Origin of the sequence: Methylobacterium sp. E-065 (assembly GCF_022829605.1) — a bacterium.
Classification (GTDB): Bacteria; Pseudomonadota; Alphaproteobacteria; order Rhizobiales; family Beijerinckiaceae; genus Methylobacterium.
On the sequence record NZ_JAKSYD010000111.1, the window covers coordinates 1 to 11,492 of the forward strand.

Annotated in this window: 18 protein-coding genes; 9 read left to right on the plus strand and 9 right to left on the minus strand. The window is 66.8% G+C overall.

Annotated elements, in window-relative coordinates; all coding sequences use genetic code 11:
* The first annotated feature begins 153 nt into the window (after positions 1-153).
* Positions 154-357: a hypothetical protein gene (locus MKK84_RS13075; protein ID WP_243920303.1), complete on the plus strand. Its 204-nt coding sequence runs from the start codon at positions 154-156 to the stop codon at positions 355-357.
* Between the two features lie 21 nt (positions 358-378).
* Here MKK84_RS13075 and MKK84_RS13080 read toward each other — a convergent pair whose 3' ends face one another.
* Positions 379-630 (minus strand): hypothetical protein, encoded by a 252-nt coding sequence (locus MKK84_RS13080; protein WP_243920305.1) that lies wholly within the window; start codon positions 628-630, stop codon positions 379-381.
* Between the two features lie 167 nt (positions 631-797).
* Here MKK84_RS13080 and MKK84_RS13085 point away from each other — a divergent pair, with 167 nt between their 5' ends.
* The 3 genes from MKK84_RS13085 to MKK84_RS13095 all read left to right on the plus strand — a co-directional run bounded on the left by MKK84_RS13085 (position 798) and on the right by MKK84_RS13095 (position 2,948).
* Positions 798-1,085, plus strand: coding sequence for a hypothetical protein (locus tag MKK84_RS13085; RefSeq protein WP_243920306.1), 288 nt, complete (start codon positions 798-800; stop codon positions 1,083-1,085).
* Positions 1,086-1,244: 159 nt separating this feature from the next.
* Complete coding sequence (locus tag MKK84_RS13090) at positions 1,245-2,177, plus strand: metallophosphoesterase (protein WP_243920308.1); 933 nt, start codon at positions 1,245-1,247, stop codon at positions 2,175-2,177.
* A 408-nt stretch (positions 2,178-2,585) separates the two neighbouring features.
* Positions 2,586-2,948, plus strand: a complete 363-nt coding sequence (locus MKK84_RS13095; protein ID WP_243920310.1) for a hypothetical protein — start codon at positions 2,586-2,588, stop codon at positions 2,946-2,948.
* A gap of 161 nt (positions 2,949-3,109) precedes the next feature.
* Here MKK84_RS13095 and MKK84_RS13100 read toward each other — a convergent pair whose 3' ends face one another.
* Positions 3,110-3,487, minus strand: a complete 378-nt coding sequence (locus MKK84_RS13100; protein ID WP_243920313.1) for a hypothetical protein — start codon at positions 3,485-3,487, stop codon at positions 3,110-3,112.
* A 108-nt stretch (positions 3,488-3,595) separates the two neighbouring features.
* Positions 3,596-3,796 (minus strand): hypothetical protein, encoded by a 201-nt coding sequence (locus MKK84_RS13105; protein ID WP_243920315.1) that lies wholly within the window; start codon positions 3,794-3,796, stop codon positions 3,596-3,598.
* Between the two features lie 247 nt (positions 3,797-4,043).
* Between MKK84_RS13105 and MKK84_RS13110 the strand changes: the two genes are divergently transcribed.
* Positions 4,044-4,424 (plus strand): hypothetical protein, encoded by a 381-nt coding sequence (locus MKK84_RS13110; protein WP_243920317.1) that lies wholly within the window; start codon positions 4,044-4,046, stop codon positions 4,422-4,424.
* Between the two features lie 1,163 nt (positions 4,425-5,587).
* Positions 5,588-5,833, plus strand: coding sequence for a hypothetical protein (locus MKK84_RS13115; RefSeq protein WP_243920319.1), 246 nt, complete (start codon positions 5,588-5,590; stop codon positions 5,831-5,833).
* A gap of 310 nt (positions 5,834-6,143) precedes the next feature.
* Here MKK84_RS13115 and MKK84_RS13120 read toward each other — a convergent pair whose 3' ends face one another.
* From MKK84_RS13120 to MKK84_RS13130, 3 genes are all read right to left on the minus strand, one after another.
* Positions 6,144-6,401 carry a hypothetical protein gene (locus MKK84_RS13120; protein ID WP_243920320.1) on the minus strand — a complete coding sequence of 86 codons (258 nt, stop codon included), beginning with the start codon at positions 6,399-6,401 and terminating at the stop codon, positions 6,144-6,146.
* Positions 6,402-6,897: 496 nt separating this feature from the next.
* Complete coding sequence (locus MKK84_RS13125) at positions 6,898-7,056, minus strand: hypothetical protein (protein WP_243920321.1); 159 nt, start codon at positions 7,054-7,056, stop codon at positions 6,898-6,900.
* 96 nt (positions 7,057-7,152) lie between these two features.
* A complete protein-coding gene (locus MKK84_RS13130) occupies positions 7,153-7,428 on the minus strand; it encodes a GNAT family N-acetyltransferase (RefSeq protein ID WP_243920322.1) in 276 nt (91 codons plus the stop codon).
* Between the two features lie 984 nt (positions 7,429-8,412).
* On the opposite strand from MKK84_RS13130, the gene MKK84_RS13135 reads away from it, so the two are divergent.
* A complete protein-coding gene (locus MKK84_RS13135; RefSeq protein WP_243920323.1) occupies positions 8,413-8,724 on the plus strand; it encodes a GCG_CRPN prefix-to-repeats domain-containing protein in 312 nt (103 codons plus the stop codon).
* 329 nt (positions 8,725-9,053) lie between these two features.
* Here the strand turns inward: MKK84_RS13135 and MKK84_RS13140 are convergent, their stop codons facing one another.
* Entirely contained in the window at positions 9,054-9,263 is a 210-nt protein-coding gene (locus MKK84_RS13140) for a hypothetical protein (protein WP_243920324.1), read from the minus strand.
* A 267-nt stretch (positions 9,264-9,530) separates the two neighbouring features.
* The gene (locus MKK84_RS13145) at positions 9,531-9,773 is read right to left on the minus strand and encodes a DUF6894 family protein (protein ID WP_243920325.1); all 243 of its coding nucleotides are present in this window, start codon (positions 9,771-9,773) and stop codon (positions 9,531-9,533) included.
* 363 nt (positions 9,774-10,136) lie between these two features.
* Here MKK84_RS13145 and MKK84_RS13150 point away from each other — a divergent pair, with 363 nt between their 5' ends.
* On the plus strand, positions 10,137-10,373 hold the full coding sequence (locus MKK84_RS13150) for a hypothetical protein (RefSeq protein WP_243920327.1): 237 nt from the start codon (positions 10,137-10,139) through the stop codon (positions 10,371-10,373).
* A 53-nt stretch (positions 10,374-10,426) separates the two neighbouring features.
* Positions 10,427-10,603, plus strand: a complete 177-nt coding sequence (locus MKK84_RS13155) for a hypothetical protein (protein ID WP_243920329.1) — start codon at positions 10,427-10,429, stop codon at positions 10,601-10,603.
* A gap of 106 nt (positions 10,604-10,709) precedes the next feature.
* Here the strand turns inward: MKK84_RS13155 and MKK84_RS13160 are convergent, their stop codons facing one another.
* Entirely contained in the window at positions 10,710-11,006 is a 297-nt protein-coding gene (locus MKK84_RS13160; protein WP_243920331.1) for a hypothetical protein, read from the minus strand.
* Positions 11,007-11,492: the final 486 nt, after the last annotated feature.

The window sequence follows — 11,492 nt, forward strand, 5'->3', positions numbered from 1 at the left end:
GTTCAGCGGCGATGCGGTCGCACCCTGAACGGCCACCTGACAATCTCGGGCTGCATGCGGCACGGCGGAGGTTCTGCGGGGCAAGCGGCGCTGACCCCGGTTAGCACCCCGTGATAGGGGTGCGGGAGGCGAGGCAGACGCAGGATTGTGAGCATGCCCATAGGGCGACCGAAGCGCAGGCTACCGGACAGCCTGACCCAGCACCTGACCGATCCAAAGATCGTGGCCTTGAGGCCTCGCACAACCAAGCGGAATCGCCCACACCAAGGGTCCGAGTTGGCGAAGAAGATCGCCCTCTCGGCGGTGACCCTCATCGTCGTCGTCCTGGCCGGCGGTCACCTGATGCACGCGTGGTAGTCACGCTGAAGGCGCGATCACTCAGGCACCGTTCCGGCCGGCGTCCGCCGCTTTGATGATCGTTCGGTACATCGCGGCGTCCTGCTTCGCGTGCATGAGGATGATGCGCGCCGCCGTGCGCGCCCTCTCGGCGCGGAGCCGTGCCCTGGGCTTCCCGTCCCGCAACGCCCGCGTCGCCATATGGCGGAACCCGTGAGCGTCAGCGATGGCGACCGCGCACCGCTCGGAGAGGGTGCTGTACTCTGCCGGATCTCGGCTCGTCGCGGCTGGCATGGCAGCATCCTCCCAAAGAGGCGATCACGCCGAACCCGCAACAACCGGACCAAGGCAATCGGGCAATGGCAACCGGACAAAGGATTGCCGGCATCCTCTGAACCGCGGCACGGTGCGAAGGTTGGTGCGCGTCGTGCCGATCGAGCGTCACGCTGTCAGGGATTGAGATGAACCGCCCCCGTCGTGTCGGCCTGCCTTGGTACGCCCCAGAGAATTATGCGGCCTTGCGGACCTGCCTCGCAGACGGGGCGAAGCTGCCGGCGCTGTACGACACATGGCGGATCGCCACCGAGCAGATGGAACAGGTGGTGCAGCGAAGCGGCGTCGAGGTCGTGCGCGTGCCGATTGAGCCGAACGCTTTTGCGTCGTGGTGCGCGCGTGATGGCTCTCTGCCCGACGGTGCAGCGCGTGCCCGTTACGCAGCCGAGGCCATAGCGGCGGACGCTGCTTCCTGAGGCTGCCGACGTCGTCGCCATCGCGCCGAATGGTCAGGGAACGGGCGTACGGATGAGGACGGCTGCGAAGGCTGCGTGGCACGCGCGACGGCGACGTGTTCGAAACCGTCCGATGGTATCACCCGGCGCCAATGACCGAGCTCAGGAGCTTGACCTTCGATGCTCACGCGCCGCGCTCTGATCTCCCGCCCTGCCTTGACCGGCGCTCTGGCTGCAGCTGGCACCTTTATGAGCGCTGGCTACGCGACGGCGTTCGAGCCCCACCGGGTGCAGACCGTCACCTATCGCCTGTCGCCCCGGGGCTGGCCGCCGGATCTACGGTTGCGCATCGCGGTCCTGACGGACTTCCATGCTCATCCGCGCTGCATGGGCGAGGCTGAGATCGCGGCGGTCGTTGCCCGGACCAACGCGCTCGCGCCCGATCTCGTTGTCCTATTGGGAGATTACGGCTCGCAGAGCCCAGGCCCGGTGCCGTTCGAGAGGATCGCCGGCATCCTGGGCAACCTCACGGCGTCGAAGGGCGTCTATGCCATTCAAGGCAATCATGATTGGGGCGATGATCGGGAGGCGCGTCGCCGTGGCCATGGCCCCACGCATGCCGAGCGGGCGCTGCGAGCCGCCGGCATCCCGTTCCTCGAGAACACGGCGGTGCGGCTCGATTGTCCCGTGCCGCTCTGGCTGACCGGGCTGGAGAGCGAGGAGACACCGGGTGTGCCGAAGGTGCGGGAGCAGTTCGAGCGGTATCGCCTCGATACGCTGAACCGAACGCTCCAAGATGTGCCGGCAGGCGAGCCCGTGATTCTGCTGGCGCATGAGCCGGACATCTTTGCCTTGGACCTCGATCCGCGCGTGGTCCTGACGTTGTCGGGCCATACGCATGGTGGCCAGATCCGCATTCTGGGCTGGTCGCCCTGGATCCCCTCCCGCTACGGCCTGCGCTACGCCTACGGTCATATCGTCGAACGAGGGCGCGATCTCGTGGTGTCGGCCGGCTTAGGCTCTCACTTCGTGGCCGGGCGCCCCCTGCGCTTCGGTGCACCGCCCGAGATCGTCGTCGTCGATCTCGGAGCTGCAACTGTTGCGACATCGTAGGGCATCGCCGAACGCCTCCTCGAGCCGTGCCGGATCGCGCTGCAATCGAGTACGGCTCTAAGCCTTTGTTTTGGCGCGCTTTCTTCCGCCGAACCGGTGTCCGCTTCGGCGGAAAGCGCTCTGGCCGCTTCGGCACGGTCGCCGCAGCCGACTGCATCGCCTCGCCGCCGGGATATGGGCCGAGCCGAACTGGAGGAACGCTCTGGGCCTCTGCCGCAGGCGCCGGTCGCCCGCTGATCCCGGTGCTCACGGCCGATCCGCCTTGACCCTTTGCCGTCCGTGGTTCCGCGCGCCAACGCAGAGGCGATCTCAGCGGCCTCGGTCGTGACCGGAGGGCAAGGCACGGTGGCAGCAGCGAACCACCGTCCGCCGAAAGCGTTTCCGACTCTCAACGGCAAGGAACGTGACATGAAGGTGATCTCGGCAACCGTCCTCGGCTTGGCCCTGTTGAGCGGCGTGGCTCCGGCCTTCGCGCAGCCCTACGGCGGACGCGACTATGGCTACGATCGCGGCGACTATGGCTCCCGCGACAGAGGCTACGGAGAGCGCGGTTACGGCGATCGAGGCTACGGCGACCGTGATCGCCGCGATTACGACCGGGACAATGATCGGGGCTCGCGGGGCGGGCGTGGCGACTACGCCTTCAACGAGGCAGAGTATCTGCGCTGCAATCCGGACGTGCGCCGGGCGGTCATCGGTCGTGCCATCAAGTCCGGGCTGGAACACTACCGGAAGGTCGGCATGGCGGAAGGCCGGAAGCTGAGCTGCTGATCCCCGTTGCGCGAGGCGAAGGCGACGCCGCCTTCGCCATCCGGCGCCCGTGATTCTGCACCCTGATGCGCAAGAGGCGACGCACCCCGTCAGGAGCGCGCCGCAAGTCGGCTCGCGGTCTCACGGACGAGCGTGAAGCCCATGGCAAGCCGCGGGCCAAGCTAATGGCCAGGCGCCGCGGCCGCGTTGCCGGCTTCGGGAGCGAATCGTCGCGTCGCCCAAACGACCTGCCCTGCGGCGTCCCAGAGCATCGCCGATCCCGCACGCTCGGCGAGAAGTTCGACAAACCGGGCTTCCGCTCGGCCAATGGCTTCCGCGTTCGTTGTCGCGTCGAGCTGCTCGGTGGCGACCGACAGGCCGCTCGCGCATCGCCGGTGAACGGAGCATTCAAGGTGGAACACAGCCATCCGGACGCGCGAGCAATATGCCTGCCAAACGGGTTTGCATAAAAATGCCCGCCTCGGCGGACCGGGCGGGCTGAGGGGCCAGTGGGTTTCGAAGGCTTTCGGATAGCCCAGCCACGAATCGAGTCGCGTCATCCGTTCGAAGGATCTCAGCGCCTCAATCCGCCTTAGGCATCTGCGCGCGCCTGCGCTGAGCCACGCCGCATCCGCTCGGCCCGGTTGCGATCCGCTACGGAGCGGCCGTCACCGGTCCGCACCGCTCAGCAGCTTCTCGACGGTCGCTAGGCCGGCCGCTTGAGCCTTTGCCTCGGTCGGGTAGCTGCGATCGGAACGCTGCGCCAGCTTGCCGTGCTTGCGAATGGCCCAGTTGTAGGCCCCGCCGTCTTCCTTGGGAGGAAGGACCTCCAGCGAATAGGGGTGGATGTTCGTCTCAGTCTCGCTCATGGGGGAGTCATGCCACGCATGTGCCGGCAAGCCAAGGCTGGTCTGCCTTCGCCAAACGCGGCTCAGGGATCCGCATACCCTCCGGGGCAGGCTGCCGGTCCGGCGAGCGACCGGCCGCGCTGGAGCGAGACCTACCTAGGAGTTGTGTTTTGGAGCACACCGCGACGTGATGCATGAGGATTAACCCTGTCTGGCACCGTCGTCGCCGCCGTGACTGAGAGGGCGCAGGTGCTGGAGGGTCTCCACCATGTTGACTCGCGCCGTCGTCAGCCTCGCCGCTCCGGTCTTCCTCATCGCCGCATGGGCTGCCCCGTCACTGGCACAGCCTGCCGCCAATGGCGGGCCCAAGCTCCTCATTCACGGCAACTACTGTGGCCCGGGGAACAACGCCCCGCTGCCGCCGATCGACGCCCTCGACGCCGCCTGCGCGCGCCACGACGCGTGCTCACCGGATGTCGGCCTGCCGTCGAAGGCATGCAATCTCCGGCTGCAGCGTGAGGCGGAGGCCGTGGCCCGCGACCCGCGGCAGCCCGATGATCTGCGCTCCCTGGCGGGCTTCGTAGCCTCGTTCGCTTCCAGTGCGTCCAGCGCGGCTCCGTCGGTGCTTCCGGCAAAGTTGGCGCGGTAACGGGCGAACGCTTCGGTCTCCTGCCCCAGGCTGAGCTCCCTGTGTTCGAGCAGGTTGCTGAAACCGAAGCCTTGGGTATCTTCGCCGGGGGTACAGGCTTCGCGATGAGGCAAAGCGCTCTGCACGACGCACGACGATCATGAGACCTGCGTTGATCAGATGGCTCGCGGCGGCGCTTGCGGGCAGCGTCGGCACCGCGGCTGTCGCCCAAAAGGCGCGAACGCGGAGGCCGGCTCCGCGTCCAACGATCGAATCGCCGCAACTCGGCTACCCGCGTCTGCCGACCACGACGCTGCGGCCGCCTGATGACGGCATCATCCATTGGAACACGCCGAACAAGGACGGCAACCTCGGCGGTCCTGGGGCAGGCGGAAGTGGCGGCGGCGGTGGCTAGAGCGCACGCCGCCGAAGTGGACACCGTTTCGACGCCCGGGACCGCGTCGCAGCAAAGGCTGAGAGCCGTGCGCGCTTGCAACGCGATCGGGCACGGCTCGAGACCTGTCGCCGCGAAAAAGCCCGCCGCGGCGGACCGGGCGGGCTGACGAGGGATCGAGGGAGAGCCTACCTCCCGCTCGGGGCGGCGTAGCTGCCGGTCGTCCCATTGCCGCCGCCGCTACCGGCCGGCGCGCCCGGGGTGGTGTTCCGGACGAAGCTGGCGCCTGGGTACTTCCGCTGCGTCCGCATCATGGAGCGGCGGTGCATATGGTGGCGCCTCATCCGAACGGTGGTGACCATGTCAGAAGGCAAGGTGACAGCGGTTACTGGGCCAGCCGGCACGGCCGATGCGGGAAGCGCCAGGACGCTGAAACCGACCCCGGCCAAGGCTGCGAGAACTCGAAAACGCATGACGTTCCTCCGTGCCTCGGCGCAGAAGGATCGCGTTGGCCCTCGGTGAAGCCGTGGAATACGCCGCGAGTTCATTGCTCCCGGTGGTCCGCGACTCAGCACCACGCCTCTGAACCGGTTGGCTCGCCGCAACGCTCCTCCGCCCTCGCTATTCGTCGCCCATGAGTCCGCGCCGCGTCGCGGAACAGGCTTGGCGGCTGAGATGGCGACCCGCGTCAGCGCGTTGGCGTGACGCAGGAACGGACCGTGTGACGACCGGTTGGCCCCGCTCAGCAGCAGGGTCGATCTTCCAGGCCCGCGACGTTTGGAGCACTACCATGGCGAACGCCGGCAAACACGGAATGCACCCGGGCGCTCAGGGCAAAGGGTCTGGGTCTGGTGCGATGACCGAACTGCCCGAGGGCACCCTCGGTGAGAACGAGGTGTTGAGCAACCGCGACAAGTCTCAGCATGACGATGAGCGTGGCCTCGACGGCAAGGGCGTCCAGACCGACCAGTACCAGGATCATTCAGCCAATCGGCATGATGCCGACGGGGCTGCCGGAAAGCCGGAGCGGCCTTGAACCCCCGCTCGGGGTCATCCGTCCCCGCTGCAACACCCCGTGCTCGAACACCATGCCGGACGCGGAGGTCATCCAGCCCCCGCGCCCCGAAGCATCTGCTGTTCGCTGGGCCGCCCGCTCCGCTCGACCCCGATCGGCTCACAGAGTGGGGGTGGGGGGGCGTCCGACCTCATCGGCGATGAGCTGAACCGATACGCGATGCGGCGCATGAGGAAGGCGCCCGCTCGCATTCAGCGAGCGGGCGCCTCCCCGGGTATCTGGTGTCCCTGGCCGGGATGCGAGCACGAAAAACCCGCGACGGCGGAGCGGGTCAGAAGCCCCCGCGGCGCCCGTACCCGTAACCATGGCCGTATCCACGACCGTAGCCATGGCCATAGCCTCTTCCATATCCGCGCCCGTAGCCGTAGCCGCGCCCACGGAAGTGCGGACCCCCATAGCCGCGATGACCGTAACCGAAGCGGGGGCCACCGTAGCCATACTGAACGTCCTGCACCGCAGAAGCAGCCTCCGGAACGGCTCCGAGGCCGATCTGACCCGCCGCCGATGCCTGGGCGGGGACGAGAAACATGCTGGCTGCGAATAACCCAGCCGTCAGTGTGGGTATTTTGAACAAACGCTCTCTCCTCACGACGGCCGCAGATCTGCGGCGATCACGCAGGCCAACGGGACGGGCACGCACACTGTTCCCCATCGCCTGTTGGCCTTCGCCATCCGCCGCCCGTGATTCTGCGCCACGCTGCGGAAGGGTGTGCGGGTGACGGTCGTGATCCACGATCATCGGATCGTTTGGACAAGAAGAGCGCCTGCGGCGAATGGACCGGCGGCATTCGCCGTGGGATCAGACGCTTGGTTGCGGTCTTCTCCACAGCATGAACCGCTTCGCACTCATCAGCATCTTTGCCGCCCTGTTCGCCGGGATCCTGGCCATTGGTGGGACTTGGACTTACATCACAAGCATAAGCCCGGCCGTCGGTCCGGACACGAGTTCGACGCCCAACCCGACGGCCCAGCGGAAGCAGCCCTAAGGCATCGTGAGGGCCTTGGATGGCCCTCAGCCACCGCTATCAGGTCGGCTGCACCTCGGTCTCCTTGACCTCGGGATCGTCTTCTTCCGGGACGGTCGTATCGGGTTTCGGCGATGGCTCGATCTCGTCGAGGCGTGAAGGGTCTTCGATCAACGCGCCAGGATCCTCTCCCGGCATCGGCGTGTCGGCGTGGGTCATGGTGTGTGCCTCCGTTCGCTGGAGGCTACGTCCCGCGATCCATGGTGTTCCCCGACGGGTCGCCGCCGCCATCCTCGACACGGTGTCGGGCGCTTCTCAGGCGAGCAGATCACGATGTGCGCCATGCCCGTGCAGCCAAGCCCGGGCGTAGCCGCAGAGCGGTATGATATGGTCACCGCCTGACCGGGCGTGGGCTGCTACCCCCTCCATGAGCCGATCGGCTGCCCCCGTGCCGCGCAGCATCGGCGGAGCGTAGACGTAGGTGATGACGAGCCGTGCTGGTTCGCGACGGTAGCGCGCAAACGCGATCTGATCGCCGACCTGCAGTTCGAACCGGCACTGTGCAACGTTGTCGCGGATCGGATCGGTCATTCTCGTCCTCAAGCTTCGCTCGAGACCTGCGGCGTGACCGAGCGCACGAGACCGAGGGGCGGTCCCTCGGCCGCGGCGCGCATCCGCTCGCCATCAAAAGTCACGTGGGGATGCCGATGATCTGATGTGAGGGGACGAGGCTGATGTGGGCCGGATCCCGTGACAACGTGGTTCGGCCCTGTGCCGTTCGGCATCTGAGCCGGAGCGACGATGGCCATGTAGCACTTAGGTTTTCCCGCGGCAGCGCAATGACTACTGAGGGCTGCATCACGCGTACAACCTGCAAAAGCTCCTTAAAATCGCGTCGCTCAGAAGTTGTGATGCCTGACATATCTGCGCTGTGCTGGGTATGAATGAGCGGGGGGTGCGGTGACGGGATCTGTTTCTCGCGATCGCGGCGTCGATCTCATTGCCCACACGCTGACCCGCTCGGCATAGGGCTGGCCCGCAGATCGCGCTTTGCGCGCATCCGTTCAAGGCAATCCGCAGCTTGGCGGCGATCGCCTCGATAGGCGTCATCGCTGACCCTCCGCAGAAGGGTTCCGCAGCGCAGCGTGACACACCGCACCGCACGCGTCCGAGCGATCCGGCATCATCATTGCAGATCGTTTCCCCGGGCCTCTCAGCAGGCCCGCCGCATGATGACAGGAGTGCGCAACATGGTCCTCAAGGGCTTCTCCTACGCGATGATCGGCGCCTTCGCGGGCGGCATCGCCATGACGATTGCCGGTTCGGCCGGTGTGCTGATGGGCCTGTAAGGGCTTCGGACGACGGGCGGCTTCAGCGACCGCTGAGATCGGCGAGCAGAGGAGCGGCGGGGTGTCAGTCCCGCCGTTTTCGCAGGCGCGGTCCGAGCGGGGGTGCGAACGGACAAGCCATCGGGTTGATGAACGCATGGACCAGAAGTGGTTCAGCCTCTTCGGATCACTCTCCCTGTCATGCGGTCCGGCAAGTCCGCTCCGAAGGGTTCAAGAGGTCTGGATCATGATGCGCTTCAAGTTGCTCGGAATGGCCGCGGTCATAGCGGCAGGGCTCGCCACCGCTCCCGCCGCGAACGCAGCGCCGTTCGGGTACGGCCCGCCCGACGGCGGCGGGCTGATCGAGCGTGTGGCCGGTGGCTGCGGCCCAGGCTTCCATCCGAACCCGTGGGGGCATTGCCGTCCCAACGATCGGGGCTGGGGTTATGGCGGCCCGCGCGGCTATTACGGTGACAGGCCGGGCTATGGGTATGGCCGGGGCTACGACCGCGGTTACGGTGGTTATGAGGGACCGCGCCGGTTCTACGGCGGCTACTGATCCGTGCGATCGACCGGGGCGTCAGGATTCCATCCTGGCAGCCCCACCCAGGGTCCCGGCGGTATCGCGGGGGCAGGATGCCGCCGTACCGGGCCAGTCCTCCCCAACGCCTGACGTAGTCCCGCTCCGGTCAACCGCTGGCCCTCGCCCCCGGATCGGGTGACGCCGCGGCCCCACAGAGCCGCCCGCCTTCGCAGCTCGCCGACGCGCGCAAGGGCGTGGCGATACAGCAGCAGAGGCAAGTCAGCCTGCAACGGGCCCAAGCCACGTTCGATTCTGGCCGGTTCTACAGCACGTTGGGGAATGCGGGGATCTGAGGCGGGCGCCCTTCAGGCCATCCGCGCCGGCCGGCCTCGCAGCCGCTCGGCCTCCTCGCGCCACGCATCGCGCTCGATCCGCATCGCCTCGACCAAAGCGTGCATGTTGCCGGCGTCGATGGCGGTTTCGACGAGCATGTCCTGCGCCGAGGCGAGTTGCTCGCGCAGCTCGGCATTCTCGGCCGCCAGCGCCAGGAGCAGAGCGGCCACCACATCGCTCATTCCTGCTCCCGCGCACCCAAGGCAGTGCGTTTAGCCGGGCTCAAGCTTGGCCGCAATCGCGTCCGATCATCGCGACTGCACCGGCGAGGCCGCACCGAGGCCGAGGGGTATCAGGCCCCGGTGCTGCTCTTCCGGCGCGCGGCCGGAGCCGATCGCTGACGGTATGGTGGGACGCAATGATTAACGGACCGTCTATTCAGCCTTCGGATGACGTCGAAATTCAAGTGCAGGCATTTCAGGTGCGGGAGGCGGATGATCCGCTCCGCGTCACGCCTGGATCGCGAGGTCCGATGGATAGGGGACCTTGGCCAGAACGTTCCCGGTCTGATCCAGTACAACCACATGCCAGTGGAACGGGTCTGCCGCCCCCGCCGCATGTGCCGTGATGATGCGCTTCCAGACCTCCAAGGCTTCAATTCTTGCTGCGTCCAGATCGGGAAGGTCGATCCCGCTGTGATCGCGCGTTACGTCCTCCCCATCGTGCAGGACGTCGAAAAAATAGCGTGGCATCTGCGTTCCTGGAAGGCTGAAGCACGCTGTTTATACAACGCTAGCGTGTGGATCTAGCGTTCACAGAAGCCTGATGTTCCTAATGAAAGAGTCATGCGGTCGATATTGGATCGCGTGCATGGTGGATCGTCTGAACGAGGACACGGCTATCGGCTGCAGGCCGCGCCGAAAAGTGTTGTTCGGCGCGCTCGCGTGGCCTCGCGCGCGGATCGAGGCCAGCCGGAAATCGGCCCCGGGCGTCGGGCTCCTGGGTCTGGCGATCGCCCGCAACCGGCAAATCGTGGCGGCACGGAAGGAATGCGCTCACCGTTGCGGACCTCCGACGCGACCGCTGCGTTGAGCGGCATGCACCCGGAGTTTCCCATGGCCCTCACCAATCCCACGCGCTTGGCCTTGACGGAAGCCGCTCTGGCGTCCGCCGATCGGCTCTGGCGTGATGAGATGCGCCGAAACTACGGGGCGGATGGCGTGCTGACCTACGGCTTTGCACCGGAAGCGCAGGGCGACCTCGGTACGCCGCTTCGCAGAACCTACGAGGCCCGCCGTGTCGCGGTCGCGCTGTGGCGTCATGAGCGGCATCGGGTAGCGCCGTCGCCGTGAGACGCACGTCAGACATCAGGGCACTAGTCTAAAACTTGATCCGAGGGCATGCGATGGCTGAGACTGACAAGCCCAAAGGCGAGAGCGTGATGCCGCCGACCGTGCGGATCGCGAACGTCAATGTTCCGGACCCCACGACGGACCGCGCGCCTGAGAGCACGGATGTGGTGAAGGACGCCGAGAGCAAGCCGGACGACCCGGACAAGGCGGCCAAAGACGGTCTGGCTTGAGGTCGTAGACCCAGAGCGTGTCATCGCGGCGACCGAAATCGTTGCCGCTGAGGCGCTGGAGCGGAGCCGCAGCCCCGCAGCAGGCATGCTGCGGGGCGCGTCGGTTTTACTTGCCGCTCGGGGCCGCACCGCTGCCGGTGGCACCGTTGCCGGTACCGCTCCCGGCCGGTGCGCCGGGCGTGCTGACGGGCGGACCGCCGCTGGTGCCGGGCCCCGTGCCCATCGTGCCCGTGCCCGACGCGCTACTCCCGCCCTCCATGCGCTTTTCGGAGTTGCTCTTCACGGAGCCCGGGTTGTTCATGTTGCCCTCGGCGCTGCCGCCACCGGCTGCGGTCTGGGCGATCGCACCGACGGTGAGCGAGAGCGTGATCGCTGTAGCCAGCGCGACTGTCTTAATCGACATGGACGTTCCTCCGGACAGATCGGATTGATCAGTCCAAGCTTGAACGTCATCGCTGTCGTTGTTGTTCGGCCACTCGTCAGGGTTGCGGTTACAAATCCTGCACCCGTCGCAGCCGAAGGGCCAAAACGCACCGATCGCGTCGTATCGAGCGCTCGGTTCGACGGATTTCGACAAAGAAACACCCCGGGAGCGGGGGCCCCCAGGGTGTCGCCGATTGCGCGGCCCGTGTGATCGAACTGGAAACGCGAAGGGCAGCCCATCGGCTGCTCTTCGACTGCGGTGAACGGTGGGGAGGACCGACGGACCCTCGCCCGCCACCGTGTTCTCCCGGCAGGATGGCGGGGAGCAGCGCGACCGGATCTCAGAACGAGCCGAACTTGTAGTTCAGGCCGGCGCGGGCGACGGCGAACTCGCGGGAGAGGCGGCTGACGGCGCTGGCGACGCACGGGGAGTTGTTGGCGTCGTGGAGTACGGAGGTGCACTGGC

Bases quoted from the DNA above. Each gene is read 5' to 3' on its own strand.
- MKK84_RS13140 (WP_243920324.1), bottom strand. From the start codon at position 9,263: ATGAGCGATGTGGTGGCCGCTCTGCTCCTGGCGCTGGCGGCCGAGAAT.
- MKK84_RS13085 (WP_243920306.1), top strand. From the start codon at position 798: ATGAACCGCCCCCGTCGTGTCGGCCTGCCTTGGTACGCCCCAGAGAAT.
- MKK84_RS13155 (WP_243920329.1), top strand. From the start codon at position 10,427: ATGGCTGAGACTGACAAGCCCAAAGGCGAGAGCGTGATGCCGCCGACC.
- MKK84_RS13150 (WP_243920327.1), top strand. From the start codon at position 10,137: ATGGCCCTCACCAATCCCACGCGCTTGGCCTTGACGGAAGCCGCTCTG.
- MKK84_RS13075 (WP_243920303.1), top strand. From the start codon at position 154: ATGCCCATAGGGCGACCGAAGCGCAGGCTACCGGACAGCCTGACCCAG.
- MKK84_RS13105 (WP_243920315.1), bottom strand. From the start codon at position 3,796: ATGAGCGAGACTGAGACGAACATCCACCCCTATTCGCTGGAGGTCCTT.
- MKK84_RS13135 (WP_243920323.1), top strand. From the start codon at position 8,413: ATGATGCGCTTCAAGTTGCTCGGAATGGCCGCGGTCATAGCGGCAGGG.
- MKK84_RS13095 (WP_243920310.1), top strand. From the start codon at position 2,586: ATGAAGGTGATCTCGGCAACCGTCCTCGGCTTGGCCCTGTTGAGCGGC.
- MKK84_RS13120 (WP_243920320.1), bottom strand. From the start codon at position 6,401: ATGTTTCTCGTCCCCGCCCAGGCATCGGCGGCGGGTCAGATCGGCCTC.
- MKK84_RS13080 (WP_243920305.1), bottom strand. From the start codon at position 630: ATGCCAGCCGCGACGAGCCGAGATCCGGCAGAGTACAGCACCCTCTCC.
- MKK84_RS13160 (WP_243920331.1), bottom strand. From the start codon at position 11,006: ATGTCGATTAAGACAGTCGCGCTGGCTACAGCGATCACGCTCTCGCTC.
- MKK84_RS13100 (WP_243920313.1), bottom strand. From the start codon at position 3,487: ATGACGCGACTCGATTCGTGGCTGGGCTATCCGAAAGCCTTCGAAACC.
- MKK84_RS13090 (WP_243920308.1), top strand. From the start codon at position 1,245: ATGCTCACGCGCCGCGCTCTGATCTCCCGCCCTGCCTTGACCGGCGCT.
- MKK84_RS13125 (WP_243920321.1), bottom strand. From the start codon at position 7,056: ATGACCCACGCCGACACGCCGATGCCGGGAGAGGATCCTGGCGCGTTG.
- MKK84_RS13130 (WP_243920322.1), bottom strand. From the start codon at position 7,428: ATGACCGATCCGATCCGCGACAACGTTGCACAGTGCCGGTTCGAACTG.
- MKK84_RS13115 (WP_243920319.1), top strand. From the start codon at position 5,588: ATGGCGAACGCCGGCAAACACGGAATGCACCCGGGCGCTCAGGGCAAA.
- MKK84_RS13145 (WP_243920325.1), bottom strand. From the start codon at position 9,773: ATGCCACGCTATTTTTTCGACGTCCTGCACGATGGGGAGGACGTAACG.
- MKK84_RS13110 (WP_243920317.1), top strand. From the start codon at position 4,044: ATGTTGACTCGCGCCGTCGTCAGCCTCGCCGCTCCGGTCTTCCTCATC.